The sequence below is a fragment of the Streptomyces nodosus genome, assembly GCF_008704995.1.
Taxonomy (GTDB): Bacteria; Actinomycetota; Actinomycetes; order Streptomycetales; family Streptomycetaceae; genus Streptomyces; species Streptomyces nodosus.
In genome coordinates this window covers 2255025-2281153 of record NZ_CP023747.1, presented here as the reverse complement: position 1 = coordinate 2281153, position 26129 = coordinate 2255025, and the positions used below count along the sequence as shown (strand labels likewise).

Below are 26129 nucleotides of genomic sequence, written 5' to 3'. Positions count from 1 at the left end.
CGTGGCGACAGCAACGACAGTAGAAACCGGGCACGCGCACCCGTCGGTCAATCGACCGAACCTCACCAGCGTCGGAACCATCATCTGGCTGAGTTCCGAGCTGATGTTCTTCGCGGCCCTCTTCGCGATGTACTTCACCCTGCGATCGGTGACCGGGCCGACTCACTGGAAGGAGATGGCGAGCCATCTCAACTTCCCGTTCTCGGCGACGAACACCACGATCCTGGTGCTTTCCTCCCTGACCTGCCAGCTCGGCGTGTTCGCCGCCGAGCGCGGTGACGTGAAGAAGCTCCGGGGCTGGTTCATCGTCACCTTCATCATGGGTGCGATCTTCATCGGTGGACAGATCTTCGAGTACACCGAGCTGGTCAAGGAGGACGGCCTCTCGCTCTCCTCGGACCCGTACGGCTCGGTGTTCTACCTGACCACCGGCTTCCACGGTCTGCACGTGACGGGAGGTCTCATCGCCTTCCTCCTGGTCCTCGGCCGCACCTACGCGGCGCGGAGGTTCACCCATGAGCAGGCGACCGCCGCCATCGTCGTGTCCTACTACTGGCACTTCGTCGATGTCGTCTGGATCGGCCTCTTCGCCACGATCTACATGATCAAGTAGTCGGCCGTCGCGTGCGGCGGACGTTCACCCGAAAGGGGAGAACCGATCGCCCTCGACGATCCGATCCATTCCCAGAAGCATCGACGCAGAAGATCCTGACACCGGGGTAATCCGTGAAAAAGCTCTCCGCACGACGACGCCATCCGCTGGCGGCGCTCGTCGTCCTACTCATCGCGCTGACGGTCTCCGGGGGGTTGTACGCCGCGTTCGCGCCCGCCGAGAAGGCCCAGGCCGATGACACCGCCCAGTCCCTCGCCATCGAGGAGGGCAAGAAGCTCTACCAGGTGGGCTGCGCCAGTTGCCACGGCACCGGCGGTCAGGGCTCCTCCGACGGCCCGTCCCTCGTGGGCGTGGGCTCGGCGGCCGTCGACTTCCAGGTCGGCACCGGCCGGATGCCCGCCGCCACCTCGCAGGGCCCCCAGGTGCCGAAGAAGAAGGCCATCTACACGCAGGCCCAGATCGACCAGCTCGCGGCGTACGTCGCCTCCCTCGGCGCCGGCCCGGCCGTCCCGGCCAAGAGCGACTACAGCCCCGAGGGTGCCGACATCGCCAAGGGTGGCGAGCTGTTCCGTACCAACTGTGCCCAGTGCCACAACTTCACCGGTAAGGGTGGCGCGCTGACGCACGGCAAGTACGCACCGAGCCTGGAGGGCGTCGCCCCCAAGCACATCTACGAGGCCATGCAGACCGGCCCGCAGAACATGCCGTCCTTCCCCGACACCACGATGTCGCAGCAGAACAAGAAGGACATCATCGCGTACCTCGACGCGGTCAACGGCGACCAGACCGAGAGCCCCGGTGGCCTCACGCTGGGCGGTCTCGGCCCGGTTTCCGAAGGCCTGTTCGCCTGGATCTTCGGCCTCGGCGCGCTGATCGCGGTCGCCGTCTGGGTCGCCGCTCGGACCGCAAAGGCCAAGAAGTCATGAGTAGCCACGACATTCCAGAAGAGAACCTGCCTGTCGAGCAGGACGCCACGCACGGTGCCGCCGTGACCGTCGCGGACGAGAACCACCCGTTCGCCGACCCGGGCCTGCCGCCCCACGAGCACCGCATCCAGGACATCGACGAGCGGGCCGCCAAGCGCTCCGAGCGCACGGTCGCCCTGCTGTTCACGCTGTCGATGCTGGCCACCGTGGGCTTCATCGCCTCGTACGTCACCATCGAGCCGAACAAGTCGATCTACGTCTTCCCGATCGGGCACATCAGCGCGATGAACTTCGCGCTGGGCCTGACGCTGGGCGTGGCGCTGTTCGCCATCGGCGCGGCCGCGGTCCACTGGGCCCGCACCCTGATGTCCGACGTCGAGGTCGCCGACGAGCGGCACCCGATCGAGGCGCCGCCGGAGGTCAAGGCGAAGGTCCTCGACGACTTCCAGCAGGGCGCCAAGGAGTCCCAGCTCGGTCGCCGCAAGCTGATCCGTAACACGATGTTCGGCGCGCTCGCGCTGTTCCCGCTCTCCGGCGTGGTGCTGCTGCGCGACCTGGGCCCGCTGCCCGGGACCAAGCTGCGGCACACCATGTGGTCCAAGGGCAAGCTCCTCGTCAACATGAACACCAACCAGCCGCTGCGTCCCTCGGACGTCGCGGTCGGGTCGCTCACCTTCGCCAAGCCCGAGGGCCTGGAGGAGCACGACGAGGACTTCCAGACGCAGATCGCCAAGGCGGCCCTGATGATCGTCCGGCTCCAGCCGGAGAACATCAAGGACAAGCAGGAACTCGAGTGGTCCCACGAGGGCATCGTGGCCTACTCGAAGATCTGCACCCACGTCGGTTGCCCGATCTCCCTGTACGAGCAGCAGACGCACCACGCCCTCTGCCCGTGCCACCAGTCCACCTTCGACCTCTCCGACGGTGCCCGGGTCATCTTCGGCCCGGCCGGTCACGCCCTGCCGCAGCTGCGCATCGGCGTCAACGCGGACGGTTACCTCGAAGCGCTCGGCGACTTCGCGGAGCCCGTCGGTCCTGCTTTCTGGGAGCGCGGATGAGTACTACGACGACCAACGACTCCGCTTCGCGCGGAAGGGCGCCGGCCGGCGAGCGCATCGCCGACTGGGCCGACGGCCGCCTGGGGATCTACTCCCTGGCCAAGTCCAACATGCGGAAGATCTTCCCCGACCACTGGTCGTTCATGTTGGGCGAGGTCTGCCTCTACAGCTTCATCATCATCATCCTCACGGGTGTGTATCTGACGCTGTTCTTCCACCCGTCGATGAACGAGGTGGTCTACAACGGCAGCTATGTGCCGCTGCAGGGCCAGCTGATGAGCGAGGCCTTCAACTCGACGATGCACATCAGCTTCGACGTCCGCGGTGGTCTGCTGATCCGGCAGATCCACCACTGGGCGGCGCTGATCTTCCTCGCCGGCATGTTCGTGCACATGATGCGCGTGTTCTTCACGGGCGCGTTCCGCAAGCCGCGTGAGGTCAACTGGCTGTTCGGCTTCCTGCTGTTCGTCCTGGGCATGTTCACCGGCTTCACCGGTTACTCGCTCCCGGACGACCTGCTCTCCGGCACTGGTGTCCGCTTCATGGAGGGCGCGATCCTGTCCGTGCCGATCGTCGGCACGTACCTGTCGTTCTTCCTCTTCGGCGGGGAGTTCCCGGGCGGCGACTTCGTGGCCCGCTTCTACTCGGTCCACATCCTGCTGCTGCCGGGCATCATGCTCGGCCTGGTGGTCGGCCACCTGATCCTGGTCTTCTACCACAAGCACACCCAGTTCGCGGGCCCCGGAAAGACGAACAACAACGTCGTCGGCATGCCGCTGCTGCCGGTGTACATGGCCAAGGCCGGCGGCTTCTTCTTCCTGGTCTTCGGTGTCATCACGGCCGTCGCGGCGATCGCCACGATCAACCCGATCTGGGGCATCGGCCCCTACCGTGCCGACCAGGTGTCCACCGGCGCACAGCCGGACTGGTACATGGGCTTCTCCGAGGGCCTGATCCGTGTGATGCCGGGCTGGGAGATCGACTTCCTGGGCCACACGCTCGTCCTGGGTGTGTTCATCCCACTGATGATCTTCCCGCTGGTCCTGGTCGCGATCGCGGTCTACCCGTTCATCGAGTCCTGGGTCACCGGCGACAAGCGCGAGCACCACATCCTGGACCGCCCGCGCAACGCGCCGACGCGTACCGCCTTCGGTGCCGCGTGGATCTCCTGGTACTTCGTGCTGCTGGTGGGTGGTGGAAACGACCTCTGGGCCACCCACTTCCACCTGTCGATCAACGCGATCACCTGGTTCGTCCGCATCGCCTTCTTCGTGCTGCCGGTCATCGTGTTCGTCATCACCAAGCGGATCTGCCTCGGCCTCCAGCGCCGGGACCGCGACAAGGTGCTGCACGGCCGCGAGTCGGGCATCATCAAGCGGCTGCCGCACGGTGAGTTCATCGAGGTCCACGAGCCGCTCAGCCAGGAGCAGCTGCACACGCTCACGGCGCACCACCAGTACCAGCCGGTCGAGGTCGGCCCGCTGGTCGACGAGAACGGTGTCGAGCGGAAGCTGAAGAGCTCGGAGAAGCTGCGCGCCAAGCTCAGCAGCGGCTACTACGGGGAGACCAACCAGATCCCCAAGCCCACGGCCGAGGAGTACAAGGAGATCACCAGCGGCCACGGCCACCACTGATCGCTGCACACGCCACGCCACGGTCGAAGGGCCCCGTCCATGCACTGGACGGGGCCCTTCGCCGTGCTCCGCGCTGGATAGGGTGGAGCAAGTCGACACACTCGCGTCCCGTCAGGGACACACCCACCCAGGAGCGGCTGATGAGCGCTGTGAACCCCGCTGGAGGCGACACCGCGGCGGGCCGTTCCTGGCCCGGCGTACTGAACGGCCTGCTCGGCGGCCACGACCAGAGCGCGGACGACACGGCCTGGGCGATGGACCGGATCATGCGCGGCGAGGCGACGGACGCCCAGATCGCCGGGTTCCTGGTGGCGCTGCGGGCCAAGGGCGAGACGGTCGAGGAGATCACCGGCGTCGTCCGGGCGATGTACGAGCACGCGAATGTGATCGAGGTGCCCGGAGCGACCGTCGACATCGTGGGCACCGGGGGCGACGGCGCGAGGACGGTGAACATCTCCACGATGTCCTCGATCGTGGTGGCCGGCACCGGCGCGAAGGTCGTCAAGCACGGCAATCGGGCCGCGTCCTCCGCGTCCGGCTCCTCGGACGTGCTGGAGAAGCTCGGGGTCAATCTGGGGCTGACGGTGGAGCGGGTGGCCGAGGTGGCCGAGGAGGCCGGGATCACCTTCTGCTTCGCGGTGAAGTTCCACCCGGCGCTGCGGCATGTCGCCGCGGCACGTGGCCAGCTGGGCATCCGCACCACGTTCAATGTGCTGGGCCCGCTGACCAACCCGGCGAAGGTGAAGGCACAGGCGGTGGGCGTCGCGGATCCGCGGATGGCGCCGATCGTGGCGGGCGTCTTCGCCGAGCGCGGCAACTCCTCCCTGGTCTTCCGGGGCGACGACGGCCTGGACGAGCTGACGACCACCTCGACGTCACGGGTGTGGATCGTGCGCGACGGCAAGGTCACCGAGGAGACGTTCGACCCCCGGGACGTCGGTATCGAGATGGTGCCGGTGGAAGCCCTGCGGGGCGCCGACGCGTCGTACAACGCGGAGGTCGCCCGACGGCTGCTGGCGGGTGAGACGGGCCCGGTGCGGGATGCGGTCCTGTTGAACTCGGCCGCCGCACTGGTGGCGCTGGAGGCCGGGGACGGCCCACTGGCGGACCGGTTGCGGGCCGGGATGGAGAAGGCAGCGGAGTCGATCGACTCGGGGGCGGCGCAGCGCGCCCTGGACCGGTGGGTGGCCGCGAGCAACGCGTAGCGCCTGCGGCGGGCGGGCCGAGGAGGTGTGTGGTTCCCCCGGCCCGCGACCCGCCTCGCCGCACGGGCGCCGGCCCGCACACCGCCGTGCCGCTCTCCCCGCCCGCTCCGCGCGGCGGCCCACGGGCCGGGGCAGGCCCACGTCCCGCCATCCGGACATGAGTTGCGGCCCGGAGATCACTTCACGTACCGTCCTGAACAGGTCATGAGCGACAGTCATTCGGCCCCGGCCGACTGTCCGGCAACCCTCCGTCCGTGGCGGGGTGCCCCGGGTGAAGACCAGGCCGTGGGCAGCGAGGTCCGCGGCAAGCGCGGACCCCTCGTATCACCAGGGGTCCTGGTCGTTCGAGGGAGCCTTCCGTGAGCAAGCGAATGTGCTAGGGCCTGTCTGGCCATTCCCGCCGGGCCCGCGACGTCTGGCACCGCACCTCGCCGCGTTGTCGGGACGCCCACGTACGCCCAGTACGGGGGCGACCCTCCGCCTTGCGATGCACGGCACCAGACGCCGCGGCCTTCTCCGACGCGAATGGTCAGACAGGCCCTAGGGCCGCAGAGCCCCGCCTCCGCAACCCCTCTTCACCTTTCACCTTTTCCTGTGCCATGGCGCCGTCGCGCACCGTCGTACCGACGTCGAGCGCGCCGTCCGGCACGGTGATTCCGCCTGCTTTCACGGGAGTGCACCCATGTCCGTCTCCACCGCTGCCGCCGACCGGTCCGTTTGTTCCCCGCTGCCCGTTCTGGGGCGTGATGTCACCGTCCCGCTCGTCACGGGTGGCGAGGTCACCTATGCCGCCCTCGACTACGCGGCCAGCGCCCCCGCGCTCCAGCGGGTCTGGGACGACGTGGCGGCGTACGCGCCGTACTACGGCAGCGTCCACCGGGGCGCCGGCTACCTCTCGCAGTTGTCCACGGACCTCTTCGAGAACGCCCGCGGGACCATCGCCGAGTTCCTCGACTGCCGTCCCGAGGACCAGGTGATCTTCACCCGGTCCACCACCGACTCGCTCAATCTGCTCGCCGCCGCCCTGCCCGCCGACTGCCGGGTCTTCGTCTTCGAGACCGAGCACCACGCCGCACTGCTGCCCTGGCCGGAGGACCGGGTGACCTGCCTGGACGCCCCGCGCACCCCGCAGGAGGCCGTGCGGACCCTGGAACGTGCCCTTGCGGACCGCGCACCCCACGGCCCGGCCCTGGTCTGTGTCACCGGTGCCTCCAATGTCACCGGAGAGCTGTGGCCGGTGCGTGAACTCGCGGCGGCCGCCCATGCCCACGGCGCCCGTATCGTCCTGGACGCCGCCCAACTCGCCCCGCACCACCCGGTGTCCGTGCGCGGGCTGGACGTCGACTGGGTCGCCTTCTCCGGCCACAAGCTGTACGCGCCCTTCGGCTCCGGAGTGCTGGCCGGCCGTGCCGACTGGCTGCGCCGGGCCGAGCCGTACCTCGCGGGCGGCGGCGCCAGCCGGAAGGTCACCCGGCTCCAGGACGGGGCGGTGCGGGTCGACTGGCACGAGAGCGCCGCCCGGCACGAGGCCGGCTCGCCCAATGTGATCGGCGCCTACTCCATCGCCTCCGCCTGCACCGCGCTCACCCAGGCCGGCTTCGACACCCTCGTCGCCCGGGAGCAGCAGCTGATCCGCAGGATCAGGGAGGGGCTCGCCGAGGTCCCCGAGGCCAGGGTGCTCTCCCTCTTCGGCGACGACGCCCCGCGCGTCGGAGTCATCTCCTTCGTCGTCGAGGGCTGGAACAGCTCCCACTTCGCCGCGGCGCTGTCCGCCGAGTACGGCATCGGGGTCCGCGACGGACTCTTCTGCGCCCACCCGCTGGTGCGCCTGCTGCTGGGCGGGGACCCCCAGAGTCAGGGGGAATGCGGCGCCCCCGAGGCGGCCCCCGGAGAGACCTCCCTGAACGCGATCCGGGTCAGCTTCGGCGCGGGCACGCCCGACGAGCACATCGAGCGCTTTCTGGCCGCGGTGCGGGAGCTGGTCGAGAACGGTGCGAAGTGGGAGTACCGCACGGAGGGCGGCCGCTGCGTCCCGGCGGTGTGACCCTGGGTGACCCCGGGCCGGCGCGGGGCGGTGTTCGTGGGATCAGGCGTCGAGGCCGATCGCGAACGCCGCCTCCAGGTCGTGCTGCGAGTAGGTGCGGAACGCGACATGCGTGTCCGTGGCCTCCACTCCGGGGATCTTGCTGATCCGCCCCGGGATGACGTCCGCGAGATCCTCGTGCTGCCGCACCCGCACCATCGCGATCAGATCGTAGGTACCGGTCACGGAGAACACCTCGCTGACGGAGTCCAGCGAGGCGATCTGCTCGGCGATCTCGGGGATCCGGTCCACGCTGGTCTTGATGAGGACGATCGCGGTGATCATGGCTGGTGCTCTCCCTCGGGGGCCTGGGCTGGGGGTTTCACCCTACTCGTACGGCCATGGCGCACCCAGGCGTAGAGGAAGCCCAGGGAGAAGCCGACCAGATGGGCGAGGTAGGCCACCCCGGGGCCCTGGGTGGCGCGGCGGGCCGCCATCCACTGCAGGCCCGCCCAGAAGGGCAGCACCACCCAGGCGGGGAAACGCAGCGGCAGGAAGAACAGGAACGGGAAGAGACTGGTCACCCTGGCCCTGGGGAAGAGGAACAGGAACGCGCCGAGCACCGCGGAGATCGCCCCGGACGCCCCGACCAGGGTCTCCGTCGAGCCGGCGTTGGCCGCCGCGTACCCGAGCAGCGCCAGATAGCCGCAGCCCAGGTAGAACAGCGTGAACTCCAGGTGGCCCATCCGCTCCTCCGCCATGGCTCCGAAGACGTAGAGGAAGAGCATGTTGCCCAGCAGATGCACCCAGCTTCCGTGCACGAACAGCGCCGTCGCAGGGGTGAACAGCGCCCGGGGGTTCCCGTCGAACAGCTCCGCGGGCACCACGCCCCAGCGGGCGAAGTAGGCGCGCTGCGCGGCCAGCAGCGCGTCCCCGGTGCCGTAGGACGGATCCAGACCCGAGGCCGGTCCGGCCACGAAGATCAGACAGCACAGGCCGATCAGTCCGTAGGTCATCGGGGCCGGATGTGCCCGCAGTGCTCCGGTGGCCGCCCTGGTCCAGGTGCTGATCATGGGACAGAGCATGGCGTAACCGGACCGATCGGCGCAGAGTGCCTCGCCGCTCGGGACGGGCGGGCGGCGACCGCCCGTCAGGCCGTAGGGTTACCACCCACACGCTCCAGGGAAGCTGGCGCATCACGGAGACTGGAAGAAGGAAACAGCCACGATGACGGTTCCCCTGCCGACCGGGACGACCCGCTGGCGGTGCACGCTCTGCGGCAACCTCACGCGCTTCGACGTCACGCGTTCGTCGAAGGTCGTCGAGTACGTCCACCTCGATCTGGCCGGAGAACCGAGGGTCGAGGAGCGCGAGGTGGTCAGTGAGACCATCGAGTCGGTGCGTTGCCGCTGGTGCAACGCCGTGGATCAGGTGGAACTGGTGGACAGGCCGGGCACCGGCTCCTGACGGAGCCGGCCCTGTGGGGACAGTGGGGTGACGGATGGTGGAGACCACGGGCGGGGAGCCGGTCGACGGCACCGCTGAGGTGCTCGACCGTCCGCTGCCCGACGGTGTGCGGCGCCGTGTGGTGCAGATCGTGTCCGACGGCTTCGGTGGGCTGACCCTCGTGGAGCTGCCCGCACAGCTGAGGCAGTACGCCCGGTTCACCCCCAGTCGCAGGGCGAAGTTCGCCGGCAACGCCATGGCGGCGGCCCTGGAGACCGATGCGCTGTTCCGGCAGCGCATCGCGGAACAGCTCAGGGAGACCCAGCCCGAGCTGGTCGGCGCCCTGGACTCCGGCTCGCCGCCCCCGGCCGCGGACCCGCTCGATGTGGCGGCCGTGGCCTATGTGCTGCGCCCGGCGGGCTGGGTGAAGCTGGTGACCGCCGCCGGTGAGGAGGCCCTGCGCGCGGACGCCGAGCGCGTCGACGAGGAGAGCCGGGCCGAGCTGGACCGGCTGCGCGAGGAGCTGGTGGCCGCCCGCGGCCAGACCCGCGCCGAGTCCGAGCGGCTGCGGACGGAGCTGGACGCGGCGCGCAAGGAAGCTGAATCGCTTCACCGTAAGCTGCGGGCCGCTCTCAGCGACGTCAAGCGCGGCGAGGCGGCCCTGCGCAAGCTCCAGGGCGAGGTCGAGGCGGTGCGGGCCGAGGGTCAGGCGCAGCTGTCCGCCGCCGAGAGCGAGACCCGGCGGCTCAAGGCGCGCCTCGGTGAGACGGAGGCCGCCCTGGAGGCCAGTCGCCGGGCGGCGCGTGAGGGGCGCAGCGTCGAGGACATGCGGGTGCGGCTGCTCCTGGACACCGTGCTGGACGCGGCCCAGGGGCTGCGGCGGGAGTTGGCGCTGCCGCCGGTCTCCGTGCGCCCGGCCCAGACCGTGGACGCCGTGGAGCCGGGGCGGATGACACCCAAGGACATCGCCGCCCGCGCGCTGTCCGAGAACGACCCCGCGATCCTGGACCAGTTGCTCGCGTTGCCGCAGGCGCATCTGGTCGTCGACGGCTACAACGTCACCAAGACCGGCTATCCGCAGATGCCGCTGGAGAAGCAGCGGCTCAGGCTGCTGGGGCAGCTCTCGCAGCTCGCCGCGCAGACCGGTGCCGAGGTCACCTGTGTCTTCGACGGGGCGGAACTGGCCGCGCCGGTTCTGCTCGCGCCGCCGCGCGGGGTGCGGGTGCTGTTCTCCAAGCCGGGCGTCACGGCCGATGAGTTGATCCGTCAGCTGGTGCGCGCCGAGCCGCCAGGCCGGCCGGTCATCGTGGCCTCCACCGATCGCGAGGTGGCCGACGGGGTCGCCAGGGCGGGAGCGCGCCCGGTCGCGTCGGTGATGCTGCTCAGGCGTCTGACTCTCGGGTGAAACCGGGCGTCCTTGCCGTTGTCCGGGCAGAACGACCGTCGATTCGATGTCGTCGATCCCATGTTTAGGGAGCGAAGCCCCGAAGCCTCTCCATGGCCCGTACGTCCCATGGGTGCCGTAAGTGTCAACCGCAACATCCGCCCGGGGATGCCCCGATTGGGGAAGTCTTCACGCAACGTAGTGTCAAGGCCGCGTCACCGCACGTGAGTTATGTGTAAAGAATGCGGACGGTGACCGAGATTTTTCAGGTGAGGATTTGAACTGATCACAAGAGGGTCACTATGGTCGAGGCTCGAACCTCCGCTCGGGTGATCACTCATGAGGGGTGACGGCGGAGGGGCACCGCCCGCCGGTGTGTCGGTAGGCGGCTGAAGGAAGAAGGAGCTCGCCCCCGTGGCGTCCCACCGTCGACCCAAGCAGCCGAGCCGCACGCGTGTGACCGTGCTCACCACCGTCGCCGCCGCAGCCGTGGCCCTCAGTGCCCAGGCCGCCAACGCCGCCCCCAGCGCCAAGCCGAACAAGGACGAGGTCAAGACCAAGGTCGACGACCTCTACCAGCAGGCGGAGAAGGCGACCGAGAAGTACAACGGGGCCAAGGAGAAGCAGGACAAGCTGGAGAAGGAGATCTCCGCGCTGCAGGACAAGGTCGCCCGCGGCCAGGAGGATCTCAACCAACTGCGGGACGGCATAGGCACGATGGCCAGTGCTCAGTACCGCACCGGCAGCATCGACCCCTCCGTCCAGCTCTTCCTCTCCTCGAACCCGGACGACTTCCTGGACAAGGCCTCCACGCTCGACCAGCTGAGCGGTCAGCAGGTCGAGGCGCTGAAGAAGATCCAGAAGAAGCAGCGCGAGCTGGCCCAGGAGCGTCAGGAGGCCAGCGACAAGCTCAAGGACCTCGCCTCCACCCGGACCGAACTGGGCAAGAAGAAGAAGGAGGTCCAGGGCAAGCTCGCCGAGGCGCAGAAGCTTCTGCTCACCCTCACCGCCCAGGAGCGGGCCGCCCTCCAGGAGGAGCAGAACCGCGCCAGCCGCGCCAGCGAGCGCGCCGCCCTCGACACCTCCACCGGCTCCGCCGGCGCCTCCGTCGGCACCGCCTCGGGCCGGGCCGCCTCGGCCTATGCCGCCGCCCAGAGCAGGATCGGCTCCCCCTACGTCTACGGCGCCAGCGGTCCTTCCTCCTTCGACTGCTCCGGTCTGACCTCTTGGGCCTTCGCCCAGGCCGGCATGTCCATCCCGCGGACCTCGGAGGCGCAGGCCAACGCCGGTACCCGTATCTACAGCCAGAGCGACCTCAAGGTCGGTGACCTGGTCATCTTCTACGGAGACCAGCACCATGTCGGCTTCTACGCGGGTAACGGCCAGGTGCTGCACGCACCGCGCACCGGCACCGTCGTGCGCTACGAGTCGATCAACAACATGCCGTTCCAGTTCGGCGTCCGTATCTGACGCTCCGTCAGAAAGTCGCCGCAACCCGCCCGAACGGGCGAATTCCGGAGACCACCGCTGACCCCCGCACCCCGCCGATGACCTGCGTCAGCGGCGGGGTGTCGCATGCCGGGCGCAGATCGAGGTCTTTGGACCAGGAGTGATCACCGGGCTACTGTCTGCCGCGTTTCCCCGTCAGAGGGCGGGGAGTGTCAGCGGAAGGGAGTGCGACCGGTCGTGGGGTCTCATCGCCGCCTTGTATCGCCCGGCCTCGGCCGGGGCCGTGGCGCCACCGTCGCCGTCTTGTCCGCCGCCGCGGCCGCCGCGGCCTTCGGTGCGGGGCCCGCGGACGCGGTGCCGCACGATCCCCGGGCCACCGTGGACCGGCTGTACCAGGAGGCCGAACGGTCCACCGAGGCGTACAACAAGGCCGGGGAGAGGGCGGGTTCGCTGCGCGAGCAGGTCAGCCGGGCACAGGACCGGATCGCCCGGCAGCAGGACCGCGTCAACGGCATGCGGGACGTGCTCGGGGTGCTCGCCGGGGCCCAGTACCGCTCCGGGGGTCTTGCCTCCTCCCTGGCGTTGCTGTTCTCCGACGATCCCGCCGACTACCTCGACAGGGCCTCCGTGCTCGACCGGATCGGTGTCCGTGAGGCCGGGCAGCTCAAGGGCCTCAGGGGCGCCCTGAGGGAGCTGGCCCAGGAACGCGTGCAGGTGGCCGGAGAGTTGGCCGAGCTGGAGAAGACCCGCAAGGCGGTGGCGCGCCACAAGAAGGACGTGGAGCGGAAACTCGCGGCGGCGCAGCGGCTGCTCAACGCCCTGCCGTCCGCGGAGCGCGACGCGTATCAGCGGGCGTCCCGCTCCGACGGCGACCTGCCCGATCTCACCGGGGTCGTCCCGCCCGACTCCCGCGCCGCGGCCGCCCTCGCCGCGGCCCGCTCCGCGCTCGGCCGCCCCTATGTGTGGGGCGCCAACGGGCCGCGCGGCTTCGACTGTTCGGGCCTCATGCAGTGGTCGTACGCACGGGCGGGCATCGGGCTGCCGCGCACCTCGCAGGAACAGCGGTACGCCGGGCGCCGGGTGCCGCTCTCCCAGGCACGGCCCGGTGATCTGGTCCTCTACCGCTCGGACGCCAGCCATGTGGCGATGTATGCCGGCGGCGGACAGGTCATCCACGCCCCCCACCCGGGCGCCGCGGTCCGCTACGACCCGGTCGGGATGTTGCCGGTCTCCTCGGTCATCAGGCCCTGAAGCGGCGCGGATCCGGGTCCGGGCGGGCGCGTACGATCGGACGGTGGCTGGTCGTGGGCGGGTGCCGGGAGTCGTGGCGGTCTGTGTGCTGCTGCTCTCCGGGCTCACCGGCTGCGCGGGCCGTCCCGCACCGGACCCGGGGACCGCCGCCGTGCAAGAGGTCCTCGACCGGCGGGCGGCGGCCGTCCTGAAGGGCGACCGTTCCGCGTTCCTGGCGACCGGGGCGCAGGGCGTGGACGCCGGTGCCGGCCGGTCCGCCGCGGGCGGGGCCGAGTTCGACCGTCTGCGCGCAGTGCCGCTGGCGGCCTGGTCGTATCGGGTCACGGCCGTGCACCGCACCGGGGACCGGGCCGGGGCCGAGGCCGAACTGCGGTACCGCATCGAGGGGTACGACCGCGCGCCGGTCACCGCGGACCGCACGCTGCGGCTGACCCGCACCGCCGGACACTGGTACGTCAGCTCCGACGAACCCGCCGGGAAAAGCGGCCGGCAGCTGTGGGAGCAGGGCACCGTGGAGGCGGTCCACGGAGCGCACAGCCTCGTTCTCGGGGTGGGGCAGCCGAAAGGCACCCTGCGGACGTTCGCCGCGCTCGCGGACCGGGCGGTGCCCGCCGTCACCGGGGCGTGGGGCGCCGACTGGCCGGGACGGGTGGTGGTGCTGGTACCGAAGTCGCTGGAGGGGATGGCGGGACTGCTCGGCGCGCAGGCGTCCGCCTACCGTGGGATCGCGGCCGTCACCACCGGGGAGACGGGCGGCAGGGGCCGGACGCCCGCGGACCGGATCGTCGTCAACCCGGACGCCTACCGCCTCCTCGGGGATCTGGGCGGACAGGTCGTCCTCACGCATGAGACCACCCATGTCGCCACCCGGGCCCACACCACACCGGCCACACCCCTGTGGCTCTCCGAGGGCTACGCGGACTGGGTCGGCTACCGCGACAGCGGCCGCACCCCCCTCCAGGTGGCCCCCGAACTGGGCCGCTCCGTCGCGCAGGGACAGATCCCGGCCGCGCTGCCGAAGGACGCGGACTTCGCTTTCGCCGGGGACGCGGGAAAGCTCGCCCTGGCCTATGAGGGCGGCTGGACGGCCTGCCTGATGATCGCCGACCGCTGGGGCGAGGCCCGGCTGAACGCCTTCTACCGCGCGGTGGGCGCACACCGACGGCGCGCAGGAGCGGTCGAGGACGCCCTGCGCACGGTGCTCGGGACGACACCGCAGGAGTTCACCCGCCAGTGGGGGGCCTATCTGAAGACCCGGCTGAGCTGACACCCCGCCCCTCGTGCTGCTGCCGGTGCGGGCGCGGCGTCAGGACGAGCTGAGGGTCTCCTGGGAGCGGGTGGCCTGAGGGGGGACGGTCGGGAGCGGCTGGGAGACGGTGCCGCGCCACAGCTGGAGCGCGGCGGTGACGGTGGCCAGCACCAGGAGGCCGTTGCGCACCAGGAGGAGAGTGATGCCGAGCCCGTCACTGGCGACGACGTTCGCGAAGAAGACCGGGAACTCCAGGACGGTGGCCAGGCACGCGCCCAGGACCAGATGGCCGGGCAGCGTCATCCGGCTGTCGCGGAAGCAGAGGCAGACGGCCGCCAGCCCGACCAGCCACACCAGGTACTGCGGACTGATCACCCGGCTGGTGACCGTGAACAGCAGGACCGCGACGAAGGCCGCGTCGGTCAGCGCCCGGGCCGGCAGCCGGCCGGCGCTCACCCGCCACAGCAGCAGCCAGCCGAAGCCGATCACGCTCAGGAAGAGGGCCCCCGAGCTGACCAGGTCGACGTGCGGGCCGAGGAACTCCACCGAGCCGTAGTTGAGCAGCACCCGGCCCTCCCACCCGAAGTGCCGGGCCACATGGAAGACCAGCGCGCCCAGGGACTCCACCTCGGTGCCCCGGTCGCGCTGGGCGGTGAGGAAGGCGAAGGCGCCGGGCGCGGTGAGGGCGAAGAGCAGCGCCAGGGAGCCCGCCGTCGCCGCGGCCGAGAGCCAGACCCGACGCCGGGCGACGCCCGCCAGCAGCAGCACCGGCCACACCTTCAGCAGTGCGCCCAGGCCCACGAGCGCCCCCAGCACCCGGGGCCGGCGCAGCCCGGCCAGCAGCGCGGCGACCGCCACCGCCGTCACCATCACGTCGTAGCGGGCGTACACGGTGGGGCCGAGCAGTGCGACGCCCACCACCCACACCCAGGCGCCCCGGGGCGTCCTGCCGGGGCGCGTCCCCGCGTACCGGAGTAGGCACAGGACCGCGAGGTCGGCGAGGCAGGCCAGCACGGCGAAGGCATGCGCATAGTCCAGGAACGGCAGCAGCGCGGGGGAGAGGATCGCGAGCGCACCGGCGGGCGGGTACTGCCAGGTGACGTCGTCGTGTGGGAACGACCCGGAGCGCAGGGTGTCGTACCAGCCCTGGTAGATCACGGAGACATCGCTGGTGACGTCCGGGCCGGGGAAGGTCCACACCTTGAGGACGAAGAGCAGCAGCACCAGCCTGGTCAGGGCCCAGACGGCGAGCAGCAGGACCGGTGACCGGCGTGCCTCCGCAGTGTCCACCTCGTGCCCCTGTCCTGGCGCGTCCGTGTCGTGTCGCTCTGGGCCGTCTCGCTCTGGGCCGTGCGGGGCCATGATCCCCCGGCGGACCGTGCGAGGGCCGGACAGCACGGCCGTCCGGCGCCGGGGCCACCGTATCGAGCTGTCCGTACGGTTGGCACATCGTGTTCGGTACTGTCGACGTCGATGCACAAGACCCTCATCGTGACCAACGACTTCCCGCCCCGCCCGGGTGGTATCCAGGCGTTCCTGCACAACATGGCACTGCGGACGGATCCCGGGCGGCTGGTGGTCTACGCGTCCACCTGGAAGCGTGGCCGCGAGGGCGCCGAGGTGACGGCCGCCTTCGACGCCGAGCAGCCCTTCACCGTCGTACGGGACCGGACGACGATGCTGCTGCCCACGCCGGGCGCGACCCGGCGGGCCGTGGGGCTGCTGCGGGAGCACGGCTGCACCTCGGTGTGGTTCGGGGCGGCGGCCCCGCTCGGCCTGATGGCGCCCGCGCTGCGGCGGGCCGGGGCGGAGCGGCTGGTGGCGACCACCCACGGCCATGAGGCGGGCTGGGCCCAACTGCCCGCCGCGCGGGGCCTGCTGCGCCGGATCGGCGAGTCCACGGACACGATCACCTACCTCGGCGAGTACACCCGCTCCCGGATCGCCTCCGCACTGACGCCGCAGGCGGCCGCACGCATGGTGCAACTGCCGCCGGGCGTCGACGAGCGGACCTTCCACCCCGGTTCGGGCGGCGACGAGGTCCGTGCCCGGCTGGGTCTCACGGACCGCCCGGTGGTGGTCTGCGTCTCCCGGCTGGTCCCGCGCAAGGGCCAGGACACCCTGATCCGGGCGATGCCCCGCGTCCTGGGCAAACAGCCGGACACGGTGCTGCTGATCGTCGGGGGCGGGCCCTACGAGAGGGACCTGCGCAGGCTCGCGGACGAGACCGGGGTCGCCCACGCGGTCCGCTTCACGGGCGCCGTCCCCTGGGCGGAGCTGCCGGCCCACTTCGGGGCGGGCGACGTCTTCGCGATGCCCTGCCGCACCCGCCGGGGCGGTCTGGACGTCGAGGGCCTCGGCATCGTCTATCTGGAGGCGTCCGCGACAGGTCTCCCGGTGGTGGCCGGCGACTCCGGAGGAGCACCGGACGCGGTGCTCGACGGCGAGACCGGCTGGGTGGTGCGGGGCGGCTCCGCCGAGGAGACCGCCGACCGGGTCGTGACGCTCCTGGGCGATCCGGAACTGCGCCGCAGGATGGGGGAGCGGGGCCGACGGTGGGTCGAGGAGAAGTGGCGCTGGGATCTGCTGGCGGAGCGCCTGAAGGAACTGCTGTAGGAACCCGGCGGGGGCGGTGCCTCAGGAGGTGACGCCCGGGGCCCGCTCCTTGCGGTAGAGGGCCTCGATCTCGTCCGCGAAGTCCTCGGCGACCACATTGCGCTTGAGCTTCAGGGACGGGGTGAGATGCCCCGAGTCCTCGGTGAACTGGGAGGAGAGAATGCGGAACTTCCGCACCGACTCCGCCTTCGACACCGCCGCGTTGCCGTCGTCGACCGCGGTCTGGACCGCGGCGAGCAGCTCCGGGTCCTCGCGCAGCGACGCCGCGGTGGAGCCCGCCGGCTTGCCGTGCTCGGCGGCCCAGCGGCCCAGGAACTCCTCGTCCAGGGTGATCAGCGCGCCCACGAACGGCCGCCCGTCGCCCACCACCATGCACTCCGCGACCAGTGCGTGCGCCCGGATACGGTCCTCGATCACCGCCGGGGCCACGTTCTTGCCGCCCGCGGTGACGATGAGCTCCTTCTTGCGGCCGGTGATCCTGAGGTAGCCGTCCTCGTCGAGGGTGCCGATGTCGCCGGTGTGGAACCAGCCGTCGGCCAGCGCCTCGGCGGTCGCGGCCTCGTTGTTCCAGTACTCCTTGAACAGATGCTCGCCGTGCAGCAGCACCTCGCCGTCGTCGGCGATCCGGATCACGGATCCGGGCAGCGGCTGCCCGACCGTGCCGATCTTCTGCCGGTCCCAGGGGTTGAACGCGGTGGCGGCGCAGGACTCGGTCAGTCCGTAGCCCTCCAGGACGGTGAAGCCGATGCCGCGGAAGAAGTGGCCGAGGCGCTCGCCCAGCGGGGCGCCGCCGGAGATGGCGTACTCGCCGCGCCCGCCCAGCACCGCGCGCAGCTTGCTGTAGACGAGCTTGTCGAACACCGTGTGCATGATCCGCAGCCCCAGCGACGGACCGGACGGGGTGTCCAGGGCGCGGCTGTACGCGATCGCCGTGTCCGCCGCCTTGTCGAAGATCCTGCCCTTGCCGTCGGCCTGCGCCTTGGCGCGCGCCCCGTTGTAGACCTTCTCGAAGACCCGGGGCACACCCAGGATCAACGTCGGCCGGAACGCGGCGAGTTCATCGGTGAGGTGCTTGATGTCCGGGAGGCAGCCCAGCTTGATGGGCGCCATCATCGGCGCGATCTGCACCAGCCGCCCGAAGACATGCGCGAGCGGCAGGAACAGCAGGACCGAGCACTCGCCGGTACGGAAGAGGGGCCGCAGCCGCTCGACGATGTTGCCGCACTCGGCGAAGAAGCTGCGGTGGGTGAGCACACAGCCCTTGGGGCGCCCGGTGGTGCCGCTGGTGTAGACGATGGTGGCCGGGTCGTCGGCCTTGGCGAGCGAACTGCGCTCCTCCACCGTCGCGTCGCTGACATCCCGGCCGGCGCGGCGCAGCTCCGCCACGCCCCCGGCCTCGATCTCCCAGACGTGCTTGAGCGCGGGCAGCCGGTCGCGCACCGACTCGACGGCCGCGGCATGGGCGTCCAGCTCCACCACGCAGGCGGTCGCCCCCGAGTCGCCGAGGATCCACTGCACCTGCTCCGGCGAACTGGTCTCGTACACCGGCACGGTGATCGCGCCCGCGCTCCAGATCGCGAAGTCCAGCAGCGTCTACTCGTAGCGGGTCCGGGACATCAGCCCCACCCGGTCGCCCGGCTGGACACCGGAGGCGATCAGCCCCTTCGCCACGTCCCGTACCTCGGTGAGGAAGGCGGCGGCGGTGACGTCCTGCCAGGCGCCGCCGGCCGCCTTGCGGGCGATGACGGCGACATCGGGGTGCTGAGCGGCGTTTCTGCGGACGATGTCGGTCAGATTGCCGTCCGAGGGGACCTCGTACAAAGCAGGAAGGCTGAACTCGCGCAAGACTGCTGCTCCTCATAGGGCGCCGTCGCCACGACTCTGTGTGCTGCGACGGTGCGGTCCAAGGCTCGGGCGGGGGCGCAGGGTTCAGGGGGTCGTCGGCCGGAACCCTGGGCAGGACTGGACTGCTCGGACGTTACCCGTCGGTATGCTTCGGGGACAGGGGAACCCGACGAGATGTTCCGCGCGTCACATGGAGGGGCGTGTCCTTGGCGCACAGTAGTCCACACCGTTACTGACTGGCCAGTAACTACAGGTCCGTCCGTCACTGTTCACGTTTGCCCCACGCGCTTACCCTTGATCGTCATGGCACTCACACCGGGCGGCAACACGAGGACGCGTGTACATGTGGTCAGCGATGTGCACGGCAATGCGCGGGACCTGGCCAGGGCCGGTGACGGTGCGGACGCGTTGATCTGCCTGGGGGACCTGGTCCTGTTCCTCGACTATGCCGACCACTCGCGCGGGATCTTCCCCGATCTGTTCGGCCGGGAGAACGCCGACCGCCTGGTGGAACTGCGCACCGCCCGCCGCTTCGAGGAGGCGCGGGCCTTCGGGGCCGGACTGTGGGCCGGTGTCGGCGGCGACCGCACCACCGTCATCGAGAAGGCGGTCCGCCGGCAGTACGCCGAACTCTTCGCCGCGTTCCCGACGCCGACGTACGCCACCTACGGCAATGTCGATGTGCCGACCCTGTGGCCGGAGTACGCCGGGCGGGGCACCACCGTGCTGGACGGCGACCGGGTGGAGATCGGCGGCTGGACCTTCGGCTTCGTCGGCGGAGGCCTGCGCACCCCCATGAGGACCCCGTACGAGATCAGCGACGAGGAGTACGCGGCGAAGATCGAGGCGGTGGGCGAGGTGGACGTGCTGTGCACCCATATCCCGCCGGAGGTGCCCGAGCTGGTGTACGACACGGTGGCGCGCCGCTTCGAGCGCGGCAGCCGGGCCCTGCTGGACGCGATCCGCCGCACGCGTCCGCGGTACGCGCTCTTCGGCCATGTCCACCAGCCGCTGGTCCGGCGGATGCGGATCGGGGCCACGGAGTGCGTGAACGTGGGGCACTTCGCGGGGAGCGGGCGGCCCTGGGCGCTGGAGTGGTGAGCGGCCGGGCCCGGGCCGGGCGGGGCGGCGACCGGCCGCCGTCCGAACCGCAGGCGGGATGACAGCCGCGCGGCGTGTGCGCGGTAGCCTTCACGCTGCACACACGTGCGCACCCACCCTCCCTCACCGGACCGCATCTGGAGGAGCCACGGCGATGGCGGAACACACCAGTTCGAGCATCACGATCAAGGCCGCGCCGGCCGACGTCATGCGGGTGATCGCCGACTTCGCGCGCTACCCGGACTGGACGGGCGAGGTGAAGGAGGCCGAGGTCCTCGCGACGGACGACCGGGGCCGCGCCGAGCAGGTGCGCCTGGTCATGGACGCGGGCGCGATCAAGGACGACCAGACGCTGGCGTACACCTGGACGGGTGACAGCGAGGTCTCCTGGACCCTGGTCAAGTCCCAGATGCTCCGCTCCCTGGACGGCTCCTATCTGCTGAAGCCGGCCGGCTCGGGCGGCACCGAGGTCACCTACCGGCTGACGGTGGACGTGAAGATCCCGATGCTCGGCATGATCAAGCGCAAGGCCGAGAAGGTCATCATCGACCGGGCGCTGGCGGGGCTGAAGAAGCGGGTGGAGTCGGGCGACGCCGAGTAGCCCGTCCGGAACCCGTGCCGTCCGCCGCCTCGGCGCCGGCTCCGGGGCCGCGCGAGGCCGGCCCGGTCCCTCCCCGCCCCCGCGGGTCCGCCGTCCGGTCCCTCCGGCCGTGAGCGGAACCCGCCGCCCGTGCGGTCCGGGCGGGTACGGGGCGGTGGCCGCCGCGGCGGTGCCCGGACACCGCGCTCGGTGATGTCCCTGCTCAGTCCGTCGGCCGGGCCCCGGTAGCGTTCACCCTCATGCGCACCCTCCTGATCACCGGCTCCGGCGGCTCCGGCCGGAGCACCGTCGCCGCGGCCACCGCGCTGGCAGCCGCCCGCCAGGGCACCCGTACCCTCCTGCTCAGCGCCGACCGCACCGACACCCCCGGTGCCGTGCTCGGCGTCCCCACCGGCGCCACCCCGGTCGAGGCGGCGCCCGGGCTCACCGTCTGGCGTCCGGACGCCGCCGCCCGCTTCCGTGCGGACCTCATCGCCTTCCAGGACCGCGCCGCCGGCGCGCTCGACCTGCTCGGCGCGGCCCGGCTGGACGCCGAGGAGGTCACCCCCCTCCCCGGCGCCGAGGAGCTGGCCCTGCTGCGCGCCCTGCGCGACGCCGCGCTCTCGGAGGCGTACGACCTGCTCGTCGTCGATCTGCCGCCCGTCCCGCAGGCGCTGGTGCTGCTCGCCCTGCCCGAGGAGCTGCGCCGCTATCTGCGCCGGCTGCTCCCGCCGGAGCGGCAGGCCGCCCGCGCCCTGCGCCCCGTCCTCGGCCGGCTCGCCGGCGTCCCGATGCCCGCCGAGTGGCTGTACGAGACCGCCGGCCGCTGGGACGTGGAGCTGGCCGCCGTGGAAGCCGTGATGGCCGACCGGGCCACCAGCGTGTGGCTGGTCGCCGAGCCGGGTCCGGCCGGTGCCGACGCGGTCCGTACGGCCGTCACCGGGCTCGCCCTGCGCGCCCTGCGCCCCGAGTTCCTGGTCGCCAACCGGGTGCTGCCCGACACCGGCCAGGACACCTGGGTCGCGAGCCTGGCCGCCCAGCAGCGCAAGACCCTGGAGGAGTGGCAGGGCACGTACGGCCTCCGGGCCGTCCACGGCGTGCCGCACCTCGGCCGGGACCCGCGGGGCACCGACGATCTCGCGGTGCTCCCGGTCCCGGCCGTGGGCCCGGCCGAGGCCGCGGTCGAGTGGCCCGTACGGGACCGGATCGCCGAGGACGGTGTGCTCGTATGGCACATCCCGCTGCCCGGCGCGATACGCGAGGAGCTGGACCTGGTGCGGCGCGGCGACGAGATCGTGGTGAGCGCGGGGTCCTTCCGCCGGATCGTTCCGCTGCCGTCGGCGCTGCGCCGCTGCACCGTGGCGGGTGCGGCCCTGCGCGAGGGCGAGCTGCGCATCCGCTTCGCCCCGGACCCGGAGCTGTGGCCGCGCCGTGGGTGACCGGCGCCCGCCCGGGGGGGCGCCGGGAACGGCGGGGTACGCGGTGAATCGCGTACCCCCGTTCGGGTAACGTCGAGAGTACGAGCCTCAGTCAGGAGTCCGTCATGAGCGAAGAGCGCCCCAGGTCCGACACCGCTCACGAGCCGGCCGCCGACGGTGGGGTTCCCCCGGGTCCGGGCGGCGCCGGGAGCCCCGAGGAACGGACGGTCGACGCCGACGCCTGGGCGAAGGCGTGTGCCGAGGACCTCGCCGCGGAGAAGGCCCGCCGCCGTGCCCGCGGCGGCCCGCCGCCCGGCTCGGCCGCCGAGGAGCTGCGCAGGCTCGTCGACGCGGTCACCGACAAGCTGTCCGATCTCCAGAACCCGCTGTTCGGCGCCCTCGCCTCGGGCGCGGCCCAGCAGATGGTGCAGGAGGCGGTGCAGCAGGCCAAGGCCGCCGTGGAACCGGTGATCGAGCGCAACCCGGAGGTCTTCGACCATCTCGCCGCGGCCGGCTCGGAGCTGCTCGCCGCCTACCGCTCGGCCGTCGAGACCCAGGAGCGGCGCTGGACCGCCCGTTCCTTCGGCGGCTTCGGCCCCGGGACACCGGGCGACGACCGGGGCGAGGACGACGGCCCGGGTCCGGGGGAGCGCATCGACCTGGACTAGGGCCGCGGCGGACGGGCGTTCGGCACAAGGACGGGCGTCGCTCGGTACGGGGACGGGCGTCGCGAGGGGCGGAGACCGCCTGCCGGGGCGCCGGAGTGCGGCGGGAGCGTCCCTGCGGGTCCGGGGCCCTTTTCGGGGCTCCCGGACACCGGGAGTGATCGGACGACCCCGGCCCCCTCGGGTACCGTTGGCCCTAGCGGGGCTCGACCGAAACTGAGGGATTCATGGGACTCACCATCGGCGTCGACATCGGCGGCACGAAGATCGCGGCCGGTGTGGTCGACGAGGAAGGCAACATCCTCTCGACCCACAAGGTGCCGACTCCGGGCACTCCCGAGGCCATCGTGGACGCCATAGCCGCTGCCGTCGAGGGCGCCCGTGCCGGACACGAGATCGTCGGAGTCGGGATCGGTGCCGCAGGATACGTCAACCGCCAGCGTTCCACGGTCTACTTCGCGCCGAACATCGACTGGCGCCAGGAGCCGCTGAAGGAAGAGGTCGAGGCCCGCGTGGGCCTCCCGGTGGTCGTCGAGAACGACGCCAACGCGGCCGCCTGGGGCGAGTACAAGTTCGGTGCGGGCAAGGGCCACCGCAACGTCATCTGCATCACGCTGGGCACCGGCCTCGGCGGCGGCATCATCATCGGCAACAAGCTGCGCCGCGGGCACTTCGGCGTGGCCGCCGAGTTCGGCCACATCCGGATGGTTCCCGACGGACTGCTGTGCGGCTGCGGCTCACAGGGCTGCTGGGAGCAGTACGCCTCCGGGCGCGCCCTCGTCCGGTATGCGAAGCAGCGCGCCAACGCCACCCCCGAGAGCGCCGAGTTGCTGCTCTCGCTCGGCGACGGCACCCCGGACGGCATCGAGGGCAAGCACATCTCCATGGCCGCCCGCCAGGGAGACCCGGTGGCCGTCGACTCCTACCGTGAACTCGCCCGCTGGGCCGGCGCCGGACTCGCCGACCTCGCCTCGCTCTTCGACCCCTCCGCCTTCATCGTGGGCGGCGGTCTCTCGGACGAGGGCGAACTCGTCCTCGAACCGATCCGTAAGTCCTACAAGCGCTGGTTGGTCGGCGGCAACTGGCGTCCGGTCGCCGAGGTCATCGGCGCCCGACTGGGCAATGACGCGGGCCTGGTGGGCGCCGCGGACCTGGCCCGGGAGCCCGACCCGATCATGTAGCGGACCACCGTGCGACAGCGCCCGCCGAACCCCGGCCTTGGGGACGGCGGGCGTCGCACCATCGACGGCGACCGGCGGATCCGGGTCACCCCCCGCGGGACCCGGCGCCCCGGGTCCCCGTCCGTCCGGCACATCCCCCGGGGCGGTGCGGCGTATCTTGATCGGCATGGCGACGATGCTGCTGCCCAACTCCCGTACGGAACCCGACGGTTCGGCCGTCATCCGGGTCCTCGGCTACAACATCCGCTCGATGCGCGACGACACCGACGCGCTCGCCCGGGTGATCAGCGCCTGCGAGCCCGATCTGGTGCTGGTCCAGGAGGCCCCCCGGTTCTTCCGCTGGCGCAAGAAACTCGCCCGGCTCGCGGCGGCCTCCGGTCTGGTGATGCTCACCGGCGGTGCCACGGCGGCGGGCCCGGCGATCCTCTGCTCGCTGCGTGCCACGGTCGAGCGCACCGAGGACGTACTGCTGCCGCTCACCCCCGGACTGCACCGAAGGGGTCTGGCCACGGCCGTCGTACGGTTCGGCGGCGCCCGGCTCGGCGTCCTCAGCTTTCATCTGAGCCTGGCGGAGGAGGAGCGGTACGCCCAGGGAGGGATGCTGCTCGACCGGCTCGCCGGGATGGGCGTGGAGCACGCCGTCGCGGGCGGTGACCTCAACGAACGCCCCAAGGGCCGCACCTTCACCCGCCTCGCGGACCACCTCCGGGACTGCTGGGCCACCGCGCCCCGGGGCGCCGAGTACACCTTCTCGCCCACCGATCCCCGTCGGCGCATCGACGCGATCTTCGCCACGCCGGGCATCGAGATCCTCGGCTGCGGTGTCCCGCTCCCGTCCCGGGGCGGAGATCTCCAGGGGCACCCGGCGGTGTCGGAGAGGGACCTGAGGGCGGCCACGGACCATCTTCCGGTCCTGGCCGCCCTCAGGGTCCCGTCCGCGTAGACACCGGCCGCTACGGCACCGGCCGGTCCTCGGGCCCGGTCGAACAAAGGGCCCGGTCAGACCACGGCGCCCCGGCCGGGGTCGTCGTCCTCCTCGTCGGTGTTCATCCGCACCACCAGGGTCAGAAAACCGCCCAGGAAGCCGCCGATGCCGATGAGGGCCAGCCACCAGGTCATCTCCCAGCCGAGCAGCACGGCCAGCAGGAGCAGGAGCGGGCCGCCGATCACCGCGAGCCAAGCGAACTTCGCCGTGGTGTCCGCGTCGGGGAGCGGCGGCGGCTCCGGCGGGACGAAGTGACCCTCGTCGCCCTCGTCGAAGTCGTCGTCGGAGGGCTGGCGCAAGGAGTAGTCCCGCGGGCCCCCCACGCCGGGTGCGAAGGACACCGAGCTGCCCAGCGGCCCGGCCGGCTCGGCCGGCTCGGCCGCGTCGTCCTGGGCGCCGCCCTGCTCCGCGCTCCCGCTCCCGGCCTTCTCCTCCTCGGCCTGCTCCTTCTTGGCCTTCCCCTTCTCGGCCTTCGTCTCTTCGGCGCCGCCGTCCGTCTCCATCTCGGGCAGGGCCAGATCCTCGACCGAGCGGAACGGCCTCGCACCGGGCGGGTCCGGGGGCTCCGCGCCGTAGCCGGCGACGATCGCCGCCCAGACCGCCTCCTCGTCGAGAGGCACGCCCTTCTCTTCCGGCTCGCGGTCCTCGCGACCGGAGTCGTGCTCAGCCACCTACGGCCGTCCCTTCCTTGCCGACACTTGGCGCGAGCCGGCCGATGAATGCATGGCTCTCCTCGAAGATCCGGTCCGCGTCATGGTCCAACGTCGCCACGTGGTAGCTCTGTTCCAGCAGGATCTCCGTGACGTCCGTGGAGGAGACCCGGCTGAGGATCCGCGCCGAGTCGGACGGCGGCACCACATGGTCCTGGGTGCTGTGCAGAAGCAGCAGCGGCTGGGTCACCTCCGGCAGCTCCCCGTCGACCCTGCGGAGGAAGGCGCGCAGGGAGTCCGCCGCGCGCAGCGGCACCCTGTCGTATCCCAGCTCCGTGCTGCCCACCCTGGCGATGTCGCTGGCGATGCCCTTCGTGGAAGGGAGGAGGTGGCGGACCACCGGGAGGGCACGGGCCGCGAGGCCGTGCAGCGCGGCGGCCGGGTTGACAACGATCACACCGGACACCGCGTCACCGTGTCTGGCGGCGAGCCGCAGGGCCAGGGCGCCGCCCATGGAGAGGCCGGCCACGAACACCCGCGCACAGCGCTCGCGCAGGACCCGCAGCTCGCGGTCCACCTCCGCGTACCAGTCCGGCCAGCCGGTGAGCTGCATGTCCTCCCAGCGGGTGCCGTGCCCGGGCAGCAGCGGCAGTGAGACGGTCAGTCCGCGCTCGGCGAGATACTCCGCCCAGGGGCGCAGCGACTGGGGGGAACCGGTGAAGCCGTGGCAGAGGAGGACACCGGTCTCCCCGCCGTCGTGGCGGTACGGCTCGGCTCCAGGGAGGACCGGCACCTTCGGTCTCCTGTTCGTGAAAAGGGGGCTGGGCACGTCGATTGCAGGTACTTCACC

Annotated in this window: 23 protein-coding genes, 1 pseudogene and 1 riboswitch; of the genes and pseudogenes, 18 read left to right on the top strand and 6 right to left on the bottom strand. The window is 71.4% G+C overall.

Annotated features, from left to right (window positions below):
* Position 1: 1 nt before the first annotated feature.
* The 6 genes from ctaE to CP978_RS10375 all read left to right on the top strand — a co-directional run bounded on the left by ctaE (position 2) and on the right by CP978_RS10375 (position 7480).
* Positions 2 to 613: an aa3-type cytochrome oxidase subunit III gene (ctaE, locus tag CP978_RS10400; protein WP_043439689.1), complete on the top strand. Its 612-nt coding sequence runs from the start codon at positions 2 to 4 to the stop codon at positions 611 to 613.
* A gap of 113 nt (positions 614 to 726) precedes the next feature.
* Entirely contained in the window at positions 727 to 1539 is an 813-nt protein-coding gene (gene qcrC / locus CP978_RS10395) for a cytochrome bc1 complex diheme cytochrome c subunit (RefSeq protein ID WP_043439688.1), read from the top strand.
* Positions 1536 to 2597 carry a cytochrome bc1 complex Rieske iron-sulfur subunit gene (gene qcrA, locus CP978_RS10390; protein ID WP_043439686.1) on the top strand — a complete coding sequence of 354 codons (1062 nt, stop codon included), beginning with the start codon at positions 1536 to 1538 and terminating at the stop codon, positions 2595 to 2597. Before qcrC ends, qcrA begins: the two co-directional genes overlap by 4 nt.
* Positions 2594 to 4231, top strand: a complete 1638-nt coding sequence (gene qcrB / locus CP978_RS10385) for a cytochrome bc1 complex cytochrome b subunit (RefSeq protein WP_043439683.1) — start codon at positions 2594 to 2596, stop codon at positions 4229 to 4231. The genes qcrA and qcrB overlap by 4 nt, the downstream gene beginning before the upstream one ends.
* Positions 4232 to 4371: 140 nt before the next feature.
* Positions 4372 to 5436, top strand: coding sequence for an anthranilate phosphoribosyltransferase (gene trpD, locus CP978_RS10380; RefSeq protein WP_043439680.1), 1065 nt, complete (start codon positions 4372 to 4374; stop codon positions 5434 to 5436).
* Positions 5437 to 5636: 200 nt separating this feature from the next.
* Positions 5637 to 5753: riboswitch (SAM riboswitch) on the top strand.
* A gap of 365 nt (positions 5754 to 6118) precedes the next feature.
* Positions 6119 to 7480 carry an aminotransferase class V-fold PLP-dependent enzyme gene (locus CP978_RS10375; RefSeq protein WP_043439677.1) on the top strand — a complete coding sequence of 454 codons (1362 nt, stop codon included), beginning with the start codon at positions 6119 to 6121 and terminating at the stop codon, positions 7478 to 7480.
* A gap of 42 nt (positions 7481 to 7522) precedes the next feature.
* On the opposite strand, the gene CP978_RS10370 is transcribed toward CP978_RS10375, so the two are convergent.
* Together CP978_RS10370 and CP978_RS10365 are read right to left on the bottom strand one after the other, a co-directional pair.
* Positions 7523 to 7804 (bottom strand): Lrp/AsnC family transcriptional regulator, encoded by a 282-nt coding sequence (locus CP978_RS10370; RefSeq protein WP_043439674.1) that lies wholly within the window; start codon positions 7802 to 7804, stop codon positions 7523 to 7525.
* Positions 7801 to 8532 (bottom strand): rhomboid family intramembrane serine protease, encoded by a 732-nt coding sequence (locus tag CP978_RS10365; protein ID WP_043448371.1) that lies wholly within the window; start codon positions 8530 to 8532, stop codon positions 7801 to 7803. The genes CP978_RS10370 and CP978_RS10365 overlap by 4 nt, the downstream gene beginning before the upstream one ends.
* A gap of 154 nt (positions 8533 to 8686) precedes the next feature.
* Here CP978_RS10365 and CP978_RS10360 point away from each other — a divergent pair, with 154 nt between their 5' ends.
* The 5 genes from CP978_RS10360 to CP978_RS10340 all read left to right on the top strand — a co-directional run bounded on the left by CP978_RS10360 (position 8687) and on the right by CP978_RS10340 (position 14256).
* Positions 8687 to 8926: a hypothetical protein gene (locus tag CP978_RS10360; protein WP_043439672.1), complete on the top strand. Its 240-nt coding sequence runs from the start codon at positions 8687 to 8689 to the stop codon at positions 8924 to 8926.
* 34 nt (positions 8927 to 8960) lie between these two features.
* Positions 8961 to 10310, top strand: a complete 1350-nt coding sequence (locus CP978_RS10355; protein WP_043439671.1) for an NYN domain-containing protein — start codon at positions 8961 to 8963, stop codon at positions 10308 to 10310.
* Positions 10311 to 10703: 393 nt separating this feature from the next.
* A complete protein-coding gene (locus CP978_RS10350; protein WP_043439668.1) occupies positions 10704 to 11759 on the top strand; it encodes an NlpC/P60 family protein in 1056 nt (351 codons plus the stop codon).
* A 216-nt stretch (positions 11760 to 11975) separates the two neighbouring features.
* Entirely contained in the window at positions 11976 to 12989 is a 1014-nt protein-coding gene (locus CP978_RS10345) for a C40 family peptidase (RefSeq protein ID WP_043439666.1), read from the top strand.
* Positions 12990 to 13032: 43 nt separating this feature from the next.
* Entirely contained in the window at positions 13033 to 14256 is a 1224-nt protein-coding gene (locus CP978_RS10340) for a lipoprotein (protein ID WP_043439664.1), read from the top strand.
* 39 nt (positions 14257 to 14295) lie between these two features.
* Here CP978_RS10340 and CP978_RS10335 read toward each other — a convergent pair whose 3' ends face one another.
* Positions 14296 to 15528 carry a glycosyltransferase family 87 protein gene (locus tag CP978_RS10335; protein ID WP_043439662.1) on the bottom strand — a complete coding sequence of 411 codons (1233 nt, stop codon included), beginning with the start codon at positions 15526 to 15528 and terminating at the stop codon, positions 14296 to 14298.
* Positions 15529 to 15711: 183 nt separating this feature from the next.
* Between CP978_RS10335 and CP978_RS10330 the strand changes: the two genes are divergently transcribed.
* Positions 15712 to 16854 carry a glycosyltransferase family 4 protein gene (locus CP978_RS10330; RefSeq protein ID WP_043439660.1) on the top strand — a complete coding sequence of 381 codons (1143 nt, stop codon included), beginning with the start codon at positions 15712 to 15714 and terminating at the stop codon, positions 16852 to 16854.
* 21 nt (positions 16855 to 16875) lie between these two features.
* Here CP978_RS10330 and CP978_RS10325 read toward each other — a convergent pair.
* Positions 16876 to 18699, bottom strand: a pseudogene (locus CP978_RS10325) (AMP-dependent synthetase/ligase).
* A 303-nt stretch (positions 18700 to 19002) separates the two neighbouring features.
* On the opposite strand from CP978_RS10325, the gene CP978_RS10320 reads away from it, so the two are divergent.
* From CP978_RS10320 to CP978_RS10295, 6 genes are all read left to right on the top strand, one after another.
* Positions 19003 to 19800: a metallophosphoesterase family protein gene (locus CP978_RS10320; protein ID WP_079162079.1), complete on the top strand. Its 798-nt coding sequence runs from the start codon at positions 19003 to 19005 to the stop codon at positions 19798 to 19800.
* 154 nt (positions 19801 to 19954) lie between these two features.
* On the top strand, positions 19955 to 20401 hold the full coding sequence (locus CP978_RS10315; protein WP_043439657.1) for an SRPBCC family protein: 447 nt from the start codon (positions 19955 to 19957) through the stop codon (positions 20399 to 20401).
* A gap of 239 nt (positions 20402 to 20640) precedes the next feature.
* The gene (locus CP978_RS10310) at positions 20641 to 21819 is read left to right on the top strand and encodes an ArsA family ATPase (RefSeq protein ID WP_043439656.1); all 1179 of its coding nucleotides are present in this window, start codon (positions 20641 to 20643) and stop codon (positions 21817 to 21819) included.
* A gap of 104 nt (positions 21820 to 21923) precedes the next feature.
* A complete protein-coding gene (locus CP978_RS10305; RefSeq protein ID WP_043439654.1) occupies positions 21924 to 22466 on the top strand; it encodes a DUF5304 domain-containing protein in 543 nt (180 codons plus the stop codon).
* Positions 22467 to 22690: 224 nt separating this feature from the next.
* Positions 22691 to 23644 (top strand): ROK family glucokinase, encoded by a 954-nt coding sequence (locus tag CP978_RS10300; RefSeq protein WP_043439651.1) that lies wholly within the window; start codon positions 22691 to 22693, stop codon positions 23642 to 23644.
* A 166-nt stretch (positions 23645 to 23810) separates the two neighbouring features.
* Positions 23811 to 24587, top strand: coding sequence for an endonuclease/exonuclease/phosphatase family protein (locus CP978_RS10295; RefSeq protein ID WP_150478192.1), 777 nt, complete (start codon positions 23811 to 23813; stop codon positions 24585 to 24587).
* Positions 24588 to 24643: 56 nt separating this feature from the next.
* On the opposite strand, the gene CP978_RS10290 is transcribed toward CP978_RS10295, so the two are convergent.
* Positions 24644 to 25300 carry a hypothetical protein gene (locus CP978_RS10290; protein ID WP_150478191.1) on the bottom strand — a complete coding sequence of 219 codons (657 nt, stop codon included), beginning with the start codon at positions 25298 to 25300 and terminating at the stop codon, positions 24644 to 24646.
* The gene (locus CP978_RS10285) at positions 25293 to 26072 is read right to left on the bottom strand and encodes an alpha/beta hydrolase (RefSeq protein WP_150478190.1); all 780 of its coding nucleotides are present in this window, start codon (positions 26070 to 26072) and stop codon (positions 25293 to 25295) included. The genes CP978_RS10290 and CP978_RS10285 overlap by 8 nt, the downstream gene beginning before the upstream one ends.
* Positions 26073 to 26129 lie beyond the last annotated feature (57 nt).